The 13,681-nt window shown below is 67.5% G+C and carries 10 protein-coding genes and 1 tRNA gene; 7 read left to right on the forward strand and 4 right to left on the reverse strand.

All coding sequences use genetic code 11. The annotated features are described in order from the left end of the window. The first annotated feature begins 68 nt into the window (after positions 1-68). Complete coding sequence (locus VGD28_RS01260) at positions 69-911, forward strand: DUF6454 family protein (RefSeq protein ID WP_331026516.1); 843 nt, start codon at positions 69-71, stop codon at positions 909-911. 22 nt (positions 912-933) lie between these two features. Here the strand turns inward: VGD28_RS01260 and VGD28_RS01265 are convergent, their stop codons facing one another. Continuing rightward, on the reverse strand, positions 934-1,353 hold the full coding sequence (locus VGD28_RS01265; protein ID WP_331026517.1) for an endonuclease domain-containing protein: 420 nt from the start codon (positions 1,351-1,353) through the stop codon (positions 934-936). Between the two features lie 368 nt (positions 1,354-1,721). Here VGD28_RS01265 and pip point away from each other — a divergent pair, with 368 nt between their 5' ends. Further along, positions 1,722-2,669, forward strand: a complete 948-nt coding sequence (gene pip, locus VGD28_RS01270; protein WP_331026518.1) for a prolyl aminopeptidase — start codon at positions 1,722-1,724, stop codon at positions 2,667-2,669. Positions 2,670-3,031: 362 nt separating this feature from the next. Here pip and VGD28_RS01275 read toward each other — a convergent pair whose 3' ends face one another. Next, on the reverse strand, positions 3,032-3,712 hold the full coding sequence (locus VGD28_RS01275) for an RlmE family RNA methyltransferase (RefSeq protein WP_331026519.1): 681 nt from the start codon (positions 3,710-3,712) through the stop codon (positions 3,032-3,034). After that, positions 3,709-4,749: a Ppx/GppA phosphatase family protein gene (locus VGD28_RS01280; RefSeq protein ID WP_331026520.1), complete on the reverse strand. Its 1,041-nt coding sequence runs from the start codon at positions 4,747-4,749 to the stop codon at positions 3,709-3,711. Before VGD28_RS01280 ends, VGD28_RS01275 begins: the two co-directional genes overlap by 4 nt. Before the next feature lie 187 nt (positions 4,750-4,936). On the opposite strand from VGD28_RS01280, the gene VGD28_RS01285 reads away from it, so the two are divergent. Further along, positions 4,937-5,010, forward strand: a tRNA-Gln gene (locus VGD28_RS01285). 59 nt (positions 5,011-5,069) lie between these two features. Here the strand turns inward: VGD28_RS01285 and VGD28_RS01290 are convergent. After that, entirely contained in the window at positions 5,070-7,223 is a 2,154-nt protein-coding gene (locus VGD28_RS01290; RefSeq protein WP_331026521.1) for a M3 family metallopeptidase, read from the reverse strand. Positions 7,224-7,356: 133 nt separating this feature from the next. Between VGD28_RS01290 and VGD28_RS01295 the strand changes: the two genes are divergently transcribed. From VGD28_RS01295 to VGD28_RS01310, 4 genes are all read left to right on the forward strand, one after another. Then, on the forward strand, positions 7,357-8,103 hold the full coding sequence (locus VGD28_RS01295) for a protein ImuA (protein ID WP_331026522.1): 747 nt from the start codon (positions 7,357-7,359) through the stop codon (positions 8,101-8,103). A gap of 187 nt (positions 8,104-8,290) precedes the next feature. Next, positions 8,291-9,850 carry a DNA polymerase Y family protein gene (locus tag VGD28_RS01300; RefSeq protein ID WP_331026523.1) on the forward strand — a complete coding sequence of 520 codons (1,560 nt, stop codon included), beginning with the start codon at positions 8,291-8,293 and terminating at the stop codon, positions 9,848-9,850. Next, positions 9,847-13,155, forward strand: a complete 3,309-nt coding sequence (locus VGD28_RS01305) for an error-prone DNA polymerase (RefSeq protein ID WP_331026524.1) — start codon at positions 9,847-9,849, stop codon at positions 13,153-13,155. The genes VGD28_RS01300 and VGD28_RS01305 overlap by 4 nt, the downstream gene beginning before the upstream one ends. 46 nt (positions 13,156-13,201) lie before the next feature. Beyond that, positions 13,202-13,681 (forward strand): 2'-5' RNA ligase family protein, encoded by a 480-nt coding sequence (locus VGD28_RS01310; protein WP_331026525.1) that lies wholly within the window; start codon positions 13,202-13,204, stop codon positions 13,679-13,681.

The following is a 13,681-nucleotide window of genomic DNA, read 5'->3' on the forward strand; positions in this document are numbered from 1 at the left end:
GCTTTGCCTTTTCTGACACATGAATTTGCGAAGGGGCGCGCGGACAACGCTGCTCGGGGGCAAGCCAGATGATCCGCAAGGCCTGGATGATCGGGAGGGCGGCGCGATCCGGCCTGCCCTTGCTGGCATTGGTCACGCTATCGACCGCCGCCGCGCCGGACCGGTTCGACGGGCCGGTCGAAGGCGCGCGGCGCGTCGGCGAGCTCCGGCTCGACGGCGAGCTGTTCCATGTCCAGGGACTCGCGCTCGAGCGCACCCGCATCTGGGTCACCTCGGTCGACGAAGCGAGCCGCAAGGCGTATCTCCACGCCTTCGACCGGCGCACCGGCCGCTTCCTGCGCCGCCTCGAGCTGACCGACGGTGTGCGCTACCATCCCGGCGGCATCTCGATCTCCGGCCGATCGATCTGGGTGCCGGTCGCGGAATACCGGCCACGCAGCTCCGCGATCCTGATCGAGGTCGATGCGGACAGCCTGAAAGTGCGGCGGAAAATCCCCGTCGCCGACCATCTCGGCTTCGTCGCCGCGTCGGGCAACACGCTGGTCGCGGGCAATTGGGACGGCCGCCTGCTCTATATCTTCGACCTCGCGCGCAACGCCCCGCCACGCACCATCCCCAACCCCTCGGCCACGCGCCATCAGGACATGAAGTTCGCCGGCGGCCAGCTGGTGGCGGGCGGCGCGATCACCCCGTGGAGCGGCGCGGTCGACTGGATCGACTGGCCGTCGATGCAGGTCCGGCGGACGCTGCGCGCCGGCGCGATCGGCCCGATCCGCCCGATCGGCCGCGGCGGCCCCTATACCGGCGAAGGCATGGCGATCGAGGGCCGCGACCTCTACCTCGTCCCCGAAGACGGCCCCAGCCGCATGTTCCACTTCCGGCTGGATGCCGGCGAGGATCGGCCGGCCTGATCCTGCCGTGGCTGATGGATGGTCAGCTGCCACTCAGCGCGTCCGGGGTTGTCGCGGTCTCCCCTCCTGAAAGGGAGGGGCAGGGGGTGGATCCCGCCGAGGCACTCGGCGGCCTGCGCCAGAATATGGAGCGTGGCGCCATCGGGATTGGCGAGAACCTCTGAGTTCCACATGCGGATGATCCGCCAGCCCTTCGCTCGAGATAGCGGGTGCGTCGTTCATCCGCCTCGGCCGTTTCAAGATGCTGGCTGCCGTCGAACTCGATGCCCAGCCGGGCCGTGCGGCAGGCAAGGTCGATGATGAACGGCGGTACGATCAGCTGGCGGGTGAATGCGGGCCGATAGCGCGAGATGCGATGCCACACGGCTAGCTCTGTCAACGTGGGATTATTCCGCAGTTCCCGTGCGCGCCTGGTCAGTTCCGGATCGATACGGCGAGCCATGGGGAAGCGTAGTATGGCACGCTGCGCGCGCCAACCCACCCCCAACCCCTCCCTTGCAGGGAGGGGAGAAGAAGAGCTTGATGCTCGCAATGGGATTCGGTTGCAGCCTGTCCGCTTTCGGCACGGCTGTTCGGCGTCGAACGTCCGATAATGGGTGGAAAGCGGTCGTAAGTCCCTCTCCCTTTGGGAGAGGGAGGGAGCCGACGCAGTCGGCGGAAGGGTGAGGGCAGAGCGGGAGAGGGATGCAACGTCCGCAACAGGGTCGTTTGCTGCCGGGTCCGCTTCTGGCGCGGTGGTGCCTGCAACGAATACCGGCACTCCGCAGGACACCGCTTCCCATCCCGCCCCACACCCGCCACAACCACCCGATGACCCTGCGCACCCTCTACCCCGAAATCACCCCCTATGCCTCGGGCATGCTCGACACGGGCGACGGCCACAGCATCTATTACGAGCGCGCCGGGACGCCGGGCGCCAAGCCCGCAGTGTTCCTCCACGGCGGCCCGGGCGGCGGCATCTCGCCCGCGCACCGCCGGCTGTTCGATCCCGCGCGCTACGACGTGCTGCTGTTCGACCAGCGCGGCTGCGGGCGATCGACGCCGCATGCCAGCCTCGACGCCAACACCACCTGGCACCTCGTCGCCGATATCGAGCGGCTGCGCGAGCTCGCCGGTGCCGAGCAATGGCTGGTGTTCGGCGGCTCCTGGGGCTCGACGCTCGCGCTCGCTTATGCCCAGACGCATGCCGGCCGGGTGAGCGAGCTGGTCCTGCGCGGCATCTACACCTGCACCCGGCCCGAGCTCGACTGGTTCTACCAGTTCGGCGTGTCGGAGATGTTCCCCGACAAGTACGCGCGATTCGTCGCGCCGATCCCGGAGGCGGAGCGCGGCGACCTGCTCTCCGCCTATCACCGCCGCCTGACCACCGGCACGCGCGAGGCGCAGATCGAAGCCGCCCGCGCATGGAGCCTGTTCGAGGGCGAGACGATCACCCTGCTGCCCGATCCCGGCCTGTCCGCGCAGTTTGACGAGGGGGAGTTCGCGCTCGCTTTCGCGCGGATCGAGACGCATTATTTCGTCAATGGCTGCTGGCTGGAGCCGGGCCAGCTGCTGCGCGACGCGCACAAGCTGCACGGCATCCCGGGAACGATCGTGCACGGCCGTTACGACATGCCGTGCCCCGCGCGCTATGCCTGGGCGCTACACCAGGCCTGGCCCGAGGCGGACTTCCACCTGATCGAGGGCGCAGGCCATGCCTATTCCGAGCCGGGCATCCTCGACCGGCTGATCCGCGCGACCGACCGCTACGCCGGCTGACGCCCCGCACCCGTTTTTGGCGAGGCGGAAGAGGTTCCGGCGAATGCATGCCCGCCCGCTGGTATGCGGTGCATGTATGTCGTGGACGTTTCGCCTCGCCGGAACGGACTCGCCATCGCGGCCGCACGCCAACATCGTCACCGGCATGTTCCGTACCCGATCCCCGACTCTCGCGACGATTCGCTCCGACCATTGCGGGCGCGCCACGGCATGCGCGCACGTCGGGGCGCCGGAAAGGCCGGAAACCCGCGACGAACGCGCCAAGGCTTTCCTATACAAACCTATTTGGCTATATTGATAGCACTCCACGTACCATAATGATGAAAGTAGAATTCATGCCGCGTACGCGAAAACCACCCGGCTCAATCCTCGGCCGGATCGGGGCGCCCCTTGAATCCCTGCGCCACCACGAACCATTCGACCGATCCCTTGCGGCTCGACGGCGGCTTGGCGTGCTTCACGCTGGCGAAGGCGCGCTTCATCTGGGCGACGAACTTGCCGTCGCCGCCGCTCGCGAACACCTTGCTGACGAAGGTGCCGCCGGGCGCGAGATTCTGCACGGCGAAGTCGAACGCGGTCTCGACCAGCCCCATCGTGCGCAGCGCGTCGGTCTGCGGGTGGCCGACGGTGTTCGCCGCCATGTCCGACAGGACGAGGTCGGGCGCGCCGCCCAGCGCCTCGATCAGCAGGACCGGCGCGGCATCGTCCATGAAGTCCATCTGGAAGATCGTCACGCCGTCGATCGGGTCGACCGGCAGCAGGTCGATGCCGACCACCGCCGCCTTGGGGCATTTGCGACGCACCACCTGGCTCCACCCGCCCGGCGCCAGCCCCAGATCGACGACGCGCTTCGATCCCTTGAGGAAATCGAATTTCTCGTCCAGTTCCAATAGCTTATAGGCAGCACGGCTGCGATAGCCCTCGGCCTTGGCCTTCTTGACGTAGGGATCGTTGAGCTGCCGCTCGAGCCAGCGCACCGACTGGCTGGTGCGCCCGCGCGAGGTGCGCACGCGGGTATGCCCTCTGGTGCCGCCCCTGCTCATTGCGCGCGCGCGCCCATCAGGCGGCGAAGGATGCCCTCGCGGATGCCGCGATCGGCGATGCCGAGCCGCTCGGCGGGCCAGATGTCCATGATCGTCTCCAGGATCGCGCAGCCCGCGACGACCAGATCGGCCCGCTCCGCGCCGATGCAGGGAATAGCCGAGCGCCCGGTCATGTCCAGCCCGGCGATCCGCTGGCTCACCGCGCGCATCGACGCCGCCGGCACGATCAGCCCGTCGATCGCCGAGCGGTCATAGGAGGGAAGGCCGAGATGCACGCTGGCGAGCGTCGTCACCGTGCCGCTGGTGCCGAGCAGCCGCGGCGTGCCGCTGACCGCGGGGAGCCGCTCGATGAACGGCGCGAACGCCTCGGCCACGCTCGCGCGCATCCGCGCATAGCCGCGCTCGCGCGCCTGCGGATCATGGTCGTCGGCGATGCCGCGCGCCTCGGTCAGCGAGACCACGCCCCAGGGCGCGCTGTGCCAGTCGAGGATGCGGGGATGCGGGCCGTCCGAATCGACCAGCACCAGCTCGGTCGATCCCCCGCCGATGTCGAACACCAGCGCCGGGCCGTCGCCGGGCTCGAGCAGCGCGTGGCAGCCGAGCACCGCCAGCCGCGCCTCCTCCTCGGCGGTGATGATGTCGAGCACGATCCCCGTCTCGCGATAGACGCGCTGGATGAACTCCGGGCCGTTGGCGGCCTGACGGCACGCTTCGGTCGCGACCGAGCGGGACAGCGCGACATGACGGCGCTTGAGCTTGTCGGCGCAGATCCTGAGCGCGGCGATGGTGCGCTCGATCGCGGCGTCAGACAGCCGCCCGCTCGACGCCAGCCCCTCGCCCAGCCGCACGATTCGCGAGAAGGCATCCACGACGATGAACCCCGATCCCTGCGGACGGGCGATCAGGAGCCGGCAATTGTTGGTGCCCAGATCGAGCGCGGCATAGTGCCGGGCGTCTGGCCAGCGTGCCCGCCCCTGCTGGGGCTGGGGCGGTCTTGGGGCCGGGCGGGCCGGTTTCGGAGCCGGCGGGCGCGGCATCCTGGCGGAGCCTTCCCCCATCACAACCACTCACTTATGTTCTTCCGTCACGGCCGAAGCAGGCCGCCGGTGCTTGGGAGCAAGGCTAGCAGGGCGCCGGGGCATCGGCAAGGCGAGGGCGGAAGGGTGCAGAACTGGCCCGAATCGCTTGACCCACGGCTTTCCGCCGCCTAGATCGCCTGCCGATTGCCCGATCCTCTAATGGTAAGAGAGCGGACTCTGACTCCGTCAATCAAGGTTCGAATCCTTGTCGGGCATCCAGACTTCTATTCAGCAGCCCGCAAGAACGCCGCCAGCACATGGCCGGCGGCGCCCATTCCTCACTCGGACGGGAACCCCCGGCGCTTGAACAGCGCCTTCACATCGGGGTCGCGCCCGCGGAAGGCCTTATAGGCTTCCTTGCGGTCGGTCTCGTTGCCGGTCGCCAGCAGGATCGTCCGGAACTTGTCGGCGGTCGCCTTGTCCCAGACATTGCCGGTCTCCTCGAATGCCGCCCAGGTGTCGGCGTCCATCGTCTCCGACCAGAGATACGAGTAATAGCCCGCCGAATAGGCGTCTGACGAGAAGAGGTGATTGAACTGCGGCAAGCGGTGCCGCATCACGATCTCGCTCGGCATCTGCAATTCGGCCAGCGCCTCGCGCTCGAAGGCGTCGGGATCGGTCACGGGCGTCTCGCGATCGTGCAGCTTCATGTCGACGATCGCCGAGGAGAGATACTCGACCGTGTCGAACCCCTGGTTGAAGGTCTGCGCCTTCTCGATCTTCTCGACCAGCGCCGCCGGGATCACCTCGCCGGTTTTGTAATGCTTGGCGAAGCGGTTGAGCACGTCGGGCGTCAGCAGCCAGTTCTCGTTCACCTGGCTCGGATATTCGACGAAGTCGCGCGGCGTGCCGGCGAGGCCGGGATAATAGACGTTGCCGAGCAGGCTGTGCAGCGCGTGGCCGAACTCGTGGAACAGGGTGGAGGCATCGTCGATGCTGATCAGCGTCGGCTCGCCGCCGCCGCCCTTGGTGAAATTATTGTTGTTCGAGGCGAGCACGATCCGGTCGCCCTTGAGCCCCGAGCGGCCGCGATAGGCGGTCGCCCAGGCGCCCGAGCGCTTCCCCGCCCGCGCGAAATTGTCGAGGTAGAAGACGCCGACCGTCTCGCCATTCCGCGTCACCTCGAAGGTGCGGACATCGGGATGGAACACGGGGATCGTCCCCGTATTCTCCTTGAACTGCAGGTCGTAGAGGCGCCCGGCGGCATAGAACATGGCGTCCACCATGTTGTTGAGCTCGAGATAGGGCTTCACCTCGCTTTCATCGAGGTCGTACTTCGCCTTGCGGACCTTCTCCGCATAATAGCGATAGTCCCAGCCCGCGATCTTGATCTTGGGCCCCTTGCCCGCCGCGGCTTCGGCATCGGCGAGCTTCTGCATGTCGGCGACTTCCTCGAGCACGCGGGCGCGCGCCGCCGGCCACACCGACATCATCAGCTTCATCGCGTTGGCGGGAGTCTCCGCCATCGTGTCGTCCATCCGGTATTCGGCGTGGTTCTTGAAGCCGAGGATCTTCGCGCGCTCCTGGCGGAGCCTGAGGATCGCGGCGATCGTCGCATTGGTGTCGTTGGCGTCGCCATTGTCGCCGCGGTTGATGTACGCGTTGTAGACCTTCTCGCGCAGGTCGCGCCGCGTCGAGTACATCAGGAACGGCTGCATCGACGAACGCGTGTTCTTGACCGCCCATTTGCCCGCCTGGCCGCGCGCCTTGGCCTCCTCGGCGAGGCTCGCCTTGAAGCTGTCGGGGAGCCCGGCGAGATCGGCCTCGCTCGCGAGGATGATCGCGGTCTCCTCATCCGCCAGCACTTTGCGGCTGAAATCGGTATAGAGCTTGGCGAGCTCGCCGTTGATGCGCTTGACCTCGGCCTTCTGCGCGTCGTTCAGCAGCGCGCCCGACGTCACATAGTCGCGATACTCGCGTTCGAGCAGGCGCAGCTGCTGGGCGTTGAGGCCGAGCGTCTGGCGCTTGTCGTAGAGCGTCTTCACGCGCGCGAACATCTTGGGGTCGAGGCTCAATTCGGTGAAGAAGGCCGAGAGCTTGGGGCTCCACTCCGCGGCGATCTTCTGCACCTCGGGCGTGGCGAGGTTGCTGGTATAGACGCCCCACACGGGGAACAGCCGGTTGAACGAGCTGCTGTTCTTCTCCGTCGCCTCGATCGTATTCTGGAAGGTCGGCGCCTCGGGATTGTCGCGGATCCTGGCGAACTCGGCGCGCGCCTCGGCCATCGCCTTCTCGAACGCGGCGGGGAACATCGCCGGCGTCACCTTGTCCCACTGCGGCACCCCGTCGAAGGGACCGGGCCATTTGTCGAGCATCGGCGCGGGATCGGCGGGCGCAGCGGCGGGTGCGTTCTGGGACATCGGGCTTGCCTGTGCGGTGGCGACTAGGAGCGAGGCGGTGGCGAGCAGGATCGCGCCGGTGACGGGCTTCATCAAATTCCCCCGGGAGTTGGTGTGATAGGCGAATGATACGGCCACCAGCGCGGTTGGCAAGCGGTTGACTCTGCCTACCAATGGAACAAAATAGGAACAACCAATCCCGAGTCGGAGTTTACAAGGCAGGAACATGGCCGATCCCGCCGTCATCAGGCAATTGCGCGAGACGCTGAATGCGATCGAAGGCAGCGGCTTTCGTCGCCGTCCCATGCTGCCGTTCGGGATCGACGGGCTCGATGCGCGGCTGGCGGATGGCGGGCTGCGACTCGATGCGTTGCACGAGGTGGCGGCGGCAACGCCCGATTTGGCCGATGATGCCGCCGCGACCCTGTTCATGGCCGGGATCGCCGCACGCGCCTGGGGGCCGGTACTGTGGGTGGTGCGGCGGCGCGACCTGTTCGCCCCGGGACTCTATCAGTCCGGCCTAGCGCCGAAACGTCTGCTCTATGCCGAAGCGGCCGACGATGACGAGCTGCTCGCGATCATGGAGGAAGGGTTGCGCCATCGCGGCCTCGGCGCGGTGGTGGGCGAGGCGCGGCGAGTCGGCATGCCGGCGACGCGGCGGCTGCAGCTCGCGGCGGAGGGCGGGCGCACCATCGCGCTGCTGATGAAGCGGCATCCGAGGCAGGCGGGCGATCCGCTCGGCGCGCCATCGGCGGCGGTGACTCGCTGGCGCGTGGGGTGCGCGCCCTCGACGCCGCTGCCGGTGGAAGGCGTGGGGCGCGCGCGCTGGCAGCTCAGCCTGGCGCGGCAAAAAGGGGGCGATCCTTTCGATATTCTAGTGGAGGCATGCGATGAAACGGGTCGCTGCGCTCTACCTGCCCCTCTGGCCGATCGAGCGGTTGTGGCAGGCGGAGCGGCGCGGCGCGCGGCCTGAGTCCGCGCCCGGCCTTCTCCCCGTTCCCCGGGCGCCGCTGCGCAAGCCGGCCCAGCATGAGGGCCATTGGCGTCCCGGCGCGCGCTGGGCCGCGGACGCGGATGCGGCATCGTCACAACCCTCCCCCGCCAAGGGAAGGGGGACCGCCGAAGGCGGTGGAGGGGGAGGACGGCGGCCAACTCCCGTTGTGCCTCCTCCCCCTCCGTCAGGCTTCGCCTGCCACCTCCCCCTGGCGGGGGAGGATCAGCCCGCCCCCCTCATCACCTCCCTCCACAACGGCAGCCGGATCGAGATCGCCGCAGCATGCCCTGCCGCCCAGGCCCTGGGGCTGCGGCCCGGCATGGCGGTCACCCAGGCACGCGCGCAGGTGCGCGGGCTCGACATCCGCCCGGCCGATCCCGAGGGCGATTGCGCCGCGCTGCGCCGCCTCGCCATCCTCGCCGCGCGGCGCTGGTCGCCGGTCGTCGCGCTGTCGGGCAGCGACGGACTGTTCCTCGACCTCACCGGCACGGCGCATCTGTTCGGCGGCGAAGAACGGATGGCGCGCCATTTCGTCCGCCTGCTCGCCCGCGCCGGCTTTACCACGCAGGTCGCCGTCGCCGATACGCCCGGCGCTGCCTGGGCGCTGGCTCGCCATGCGTGCGTGCAAATGACCATCTGCCCGCCGGGCGAACAGGCGCAGGCACTCGCCGATCTCCCAACCTCCGCGCTGCGCATCGACGAGGCGGCGGTCGAACTGCTTCAACGGCTCGGCATCACCTGCATCGGTCAGCTCGCCGCGATGCCGCGCGGTCCGCTCGTCCGCCGCTTCGGCGCCGCGACGGTGCTGCGCATCGATCAGGCGCTGGGCCGCATCCCCGAACCGCTAGACCCGGTGATCCCTCCGCAAGCGATCACCGCCAGCCAGCGCTTCGCCGAACCGATCGCCACCGCGGAAGCGATCGAGCATTGGCTGGGCGAGCTCGTCCCCAAGCTCGCCGTAGCGCTCGAGGGCGAGGGGCTGGGGGTGCAGGCGCTCGAATGCATCGCCGACCGCGTGGATGGCGTGCCCCAGCGAATCCGCATCGGCCTCGCCCGGCCGAGCCGCGATCCGGCGCATCTGCTGCGCCTGCTCAAGCGCCGGATCGAGGATGTCGAGCCGGGCTATGGCATCGACGCCATCGCCCTCCACGTCCGCCGCGCCGCCCCGCTCGGTCCCCAGCCGTTGGACGAACGGCTCGACGAAGAGGCCCCGCCCGATATCGCCACCTTGGTCGATACGCTGGCGACGCGGATCGGTATGCGGCGGATGTGGCGGATGCGCGCCGTGGAAAGCGACGTTCCCGAGCGCTCGGCGGTGCGGACCGCAGTGCTCGACCCGCCGGAACGCGGGGGCGCGCGGCCGAAGATCGATGATGTCGGCCAGCTCGATCGCAATCCGGCGCTCCATCCCTGGCATCCCGAATGGCCCAAGCCGGCGCGGCTGCTGCGCCGGCCCGAGCGGCTCGATCATGTCATCGCCGAGCTGCCCGACCACGCCCCGCGCCGTTTCACCTGGCGCGGCCAGCCGCATCGCGTGGTGCGCGCCGACGGGCCGGAGCGCATCCATGGCGAATGGTGGAAGCGCCCGGCCGAGGCCGATCAGGTGCGCGACTATTTCCGCGTCGAGGACGATACAGGCCGCCGCTACTGGCTGTTCCGCCGCGGCGACGGCGAGCAGAGCGCGACCGGCGACTTGAGCTGGTATCTCCACGGGGTGTTCGGATGAGCCCAACCCCCGCAAGCTACGCCGAGCTCCAGGTGACGACGCATTTCTCCTTCCTGCGCGGCGCCTCCTCGCCCGAGGAGCTGTTCCGCCAGGCGGCGCTGCTCGGCCTGCCCGCGCTCGGCATCGTCGATCGCAATTCGGTCGCGGGCGTGGTGCGTTCGCTGGTCGCCGCCGAACAGCTCTCCAAGGCGGGCATCCCGATCCGCATGATCGCGGGATGCCGGCTCGACCTCACCGACGGCAGCTCGGTGCTGGTGTGGCCCGAGGACCGCCCGGCCTGGTCGCGGCTCACCCGCCTGCTCACGCTCGGCAAGTCGCGCGCCGATGCGCAGAAGGGCGAGAAGGGCAAATGCTTCCTCCATTGGGAAGACGTGGCCGAAGCCGCCAAGGGGCTGGTCGGTGCGCTGGTGCCCGGCATGGCCGACCCGGGCGATCCGCTCGCCCTGCGCTGGATGGCCGATGTGTTCGGCGAGCGCGGCCATGTCTGCCTTACCCAGCACCGCCGCCCCGGCGACGCGATGCGGCTCCACCAGCTCGACACGGCCGCCCGGCGCTTCGGCCTCACCCCGCTCGCCACCGGCGACGTGCTCTACGCCATGCCCGGCGAGCGGATGCTGCAGGACGTCGTCACTGCGATCCGCGAGAAATGCACGATCGACGAGCTCGGCTTCCGCCGCGAACGCAGCGCCGACCGCCATCTGAAATCGCCCGAGGACATGGCACGCCGCTTCCGCGACCATCCTGAGGCGCTGCGTGCTTCGCTGGCCATTGCCGAGCGATGCACCTTTTCGCTGCGCTCCCTCGACTATCAGTATCCCGACGAAATCATAATGAACCGGTACACGCCTCAACGGGCGTTGGAGCGACTCGCATGGCAATCCCTCCGAGCCAAGTTCAAAGGATTTCGGCCAAAAGTCTATTCCCGTCTTCTCCATAAGGAGCTGCGCCTTGTCAGGAAGCTGGCGTACGCCCCCTATTTTCTCACTGTGAATTCGATCGTTCAGTACGCGCGCAGCCAAAGCATTTTGTGTCAGGGCCGCGGGTCAGCCGCCAATTCGCTTATCTGTTACGTGCTTGGCGTCACTTCGATTGATCCGATCAAGAACCAGCTCCTGTTCGAACGATTCGTTTCACGAGAACGCGGCGAGCCACCCGATATCGATATCGATTTCGAACATGATCGGCGAGAGGAAGTGATCCAATGGATCTACGAAACCTATGGCCATGACCATGCCGCGTTGACGGCAGTAGTCAGCCGTTATCGCTCACGCGGCGCACTGCGCGAGGTAGGCAAGGCGATGGGCCTTCCCGAAGACCTCACCGCAGCCCTGTCCTCGCAGGTCTGGGGCACATCCAACGAGGTCGACAAAGGCCATGCTGCCGCGCTCAACCTCGATCGCAGTGATCCGCGCCTCGCCCTCACGCTCGAGCTTGCGCGGCAATTGGTTGGCACTCCACGCCATTTGTCCCAGCATCCCGGCGGCTTTGTGCTGACGCGAGACCGGCTCGACACGCTTGTACCGATCGAACCTGCTGCAATGATCGATCGCCGCGTAGTGGAATGGGAGAAGCTCGACGTCGAAGAGCTCGGCCTGATGAAGGTCGATGTCTTGGGCCTTGGCATGCTCGGCTGCATGCGACGTGCTTTCGCGTTGCTCGAACAGCATAAGGGCGAGCGGATGACGCTCGACGCAAACGAACTCCAAGGCACCGACTTACCAACCTTCAAGATGATCCAGCAGGCCGACACACTCGGTGTGTTTCAGATCGAAAGCCGCGCGCAGATGTCGATGCTGCCGCGAATGCTACCGGACTGCTTCTACGACATCGCCATCCAAGTCGCGATCGTCCGCCCCGGGCCGATCCAGGGCAATATGGTTCATCCTTATCTCAAGCGGCGCGAGTTACTCCGAAACAACCCCAAAGCGAAAATCGAATATCCGTCTCCTGCCCTGGAAGACGTGCTGACTAAGACTCTCGGCATTCCCTTATTCCAAGAACAAGCGATGCAAGTCGCGATCAGGGGCGCCGACTTCACGCCGACCGAGGCCGATCGTTTGCGACGCGCGATGGCGACCTTCAAGGCAAGCGGGGACATCGGCGAATTCGGTCCCAAGCTGATTGCTGGCATGCGCAAGAACAATATCAGCGAGGAATTCGCCGAACGGCTTGTCGAGCAGATCAAAGGCTTCAGCAATTATGGCTTCCCCGAAAGCCACGCCGCGAGCTTCGCCAAGATCGCCTACGCCTCGTCGTGGATGAAATGTCATCACCCGGACGTGTTCTGTTGCGCGCTGCTCAACGCGCAGCCGATGGGCTTCTACGCCCCCGCCCAATTGATCCGTGATGCTCGGGCACATGGCGTTGAAGCACGTCCGGTGTGCATCAACGACAGCGAGTGGGACACGCGGATGGTGGATGCCGGGCCAAACACCCGGCCGCGAGATGAAGGATTCTGCGGCACCGATGCGGATTGGGCGAGCCTTCAGCCAATCCGGCTCGGCATGCGGATCGTGCAGGGGCTGGCCAAGGAGGATGCCGAGGCCATCCTGGCGGCGCGCGCCTGCGCAACCTTCGCCACGATCGAAGATGTCTGGCGCCGCTCGGGCGTGAAGCCGGCTGCGCTCGAACGGCTGGCGCGCGCCGATGCCTTCCAGTCGCTGGGTCTCAACCGGCGTCAGGCATTATGGGCGATCAAGGGTCTCGCCAACCGCCCGCTCGACCTGTTCGCCGCCGCCGACCTGCGCCAGGGCGAGGTTCAACCCGAAAGCATCGAGGCGCCGGTCGCGCTCGCGCCGCTCACGCAAGGGCGCGAGGTGATCGAGGATTATCGCGCGACCCAGCTGTCGCTCCGCGCGCATCCCGTTGCGTTCCTGCGCGATCGCCTGGCGGCTCGGCGGATCGTGCGGTGCGCGGACCTCCTGCAGATGAAGGACGGCGCACGCGTCGAGGTTGCCGGGTTGATCCTCGTCCGCCAGCGGCCGGGGAGTGCGAAGGGAGTGGTGTTCGTTACGCTGGAGGATGAGACTGGAATCGCCAACAGCGTGCTGTGGAAAGACCGGTTCGAGGCCAATCGCCGCACCGTGATGGCCGCGACGATGCTCGCCGTGCGCGGCCGCGTGCAGCGCGAGGGGATCGTGATCCATGTCGTCGCCGAACAGATCACCGACCTTACCGACTGGCTGCGCGAGGTCGGCGATCTCGACACGGCGCACCCCACGACCGCCCCGCGCGAACGGCTGCTGCCGCGCCGCAGCCTCAAGGCGCCGGACCTGATCCCGGTGCGCTCGCGGGATTTTCACTGAGATGGCCGGGCAGGCCAAGCGACGGTGGCACAGGCCGCTCTATCTGGTGATCAAGCCCCGGCCGCCCGAACGTGCCGCGCTGATCCGTCTCTGCGCGGCGCTGGGCATTGAGATCAGCTACGCGCCCGAGCGCTGGCACAGCACCCTGCTGCCGATTGGCGAAAGCACGCAGCCGACGATCGACGCGATCCATCGGGCGATGGAGGCATTCGACGCCGAACCCTTCCCGGTCGCCTTCGACCATATCGAGGGCGATACGCTCAAACCGCGCAAGGGCCAGCGGGCGCCTGGATATTTCCAGCGTGCCCTGGTGGCGCGCATCGCGCGTTGCGGCGTCCCGCTACCGGACTATGCCTTCAGCCTGCATCTCAATCTGGCTTATGGCGGCAGCTCGGCCCGGCGCGCCGCCATCCCGCCCATCGCATGGCCGGTCGACGAGATCCTGCTGATCGAAAGCGGGAGCGGCCGGCACATCGATCACGGCTGCTGGCCGCTGATCGACCGGCAGGGGGCGTTCGCGTTCTGA

The sequence above is a fragment of the Sphingomonas sp. genome (genome assembly GCF_036402235.1).
In the GTDB taxonomy this organism is placed as follows: Bacteria; Pseudomonadota; Alphaproteobacteria; order Sphingomonadales; family Sphingomonadaceae; genus Sphingomonas.

Bases quoted from the DNA above. Each gene is read 5' to 3' on its own strand.
- VGD28_RS01260 (WP_331026516.1), top strand. From the start codon at position 69: ATGATCCGCAAGGCCTGGATGATCGGGAGGGCGGCGCGATCCGGCCTG.
- VGD28_RS01265 (WP_331026517.1), bottom strand. From the start codon at position 1,353: ATGGCTCGCCGTATCGATCCGGAACTGACCAGGCGCGCACGGGAACTG.
- pip (WP_331026518.1), top strand. From the start codon at position 1,722: ATGACCCTGCGCACCCTCTACCCCGAAATCACCCCCTATGCCTCGGGC.
- VGD28_RS01275 (WP_331026519.1), bottom strand. From the start codon at position 3,712: ATGAGCAGGGGCGGCACCAGAGGGCATACCCGCGTGCGCACCTCGCGC.
- VGD28_RS01280 (WP_331026520.1), bottom strand. From the start codon at position 4,749: ATGCCGCGCCCGCCGGCTCCGAAACCGGCCCGCCCGGCCCCAAGACCG.
- VGD28_RS01290 (WP_331026521.1), bottom strand. From the start codon at position 7,223: ATGAAGCCCGTCACCGGCGCGATCCTGCTCGCCACCGCCTCGCTCCTA.
- VGD28_RS01295 (WP_331026522.1), top strand. From the start codon at position 7,357: ATGGCCGATCCCGCCGTCATCAGGCAATTGCGCGAGACGCTGAATGCG.
- VGD28_RS01305 (WP_331026524.1), top strand. From the start codon at position 9,847: ATGAGCCCAACCCCCGCAAGCTACGCCGAGCTCCAGGTGACGACGCAT.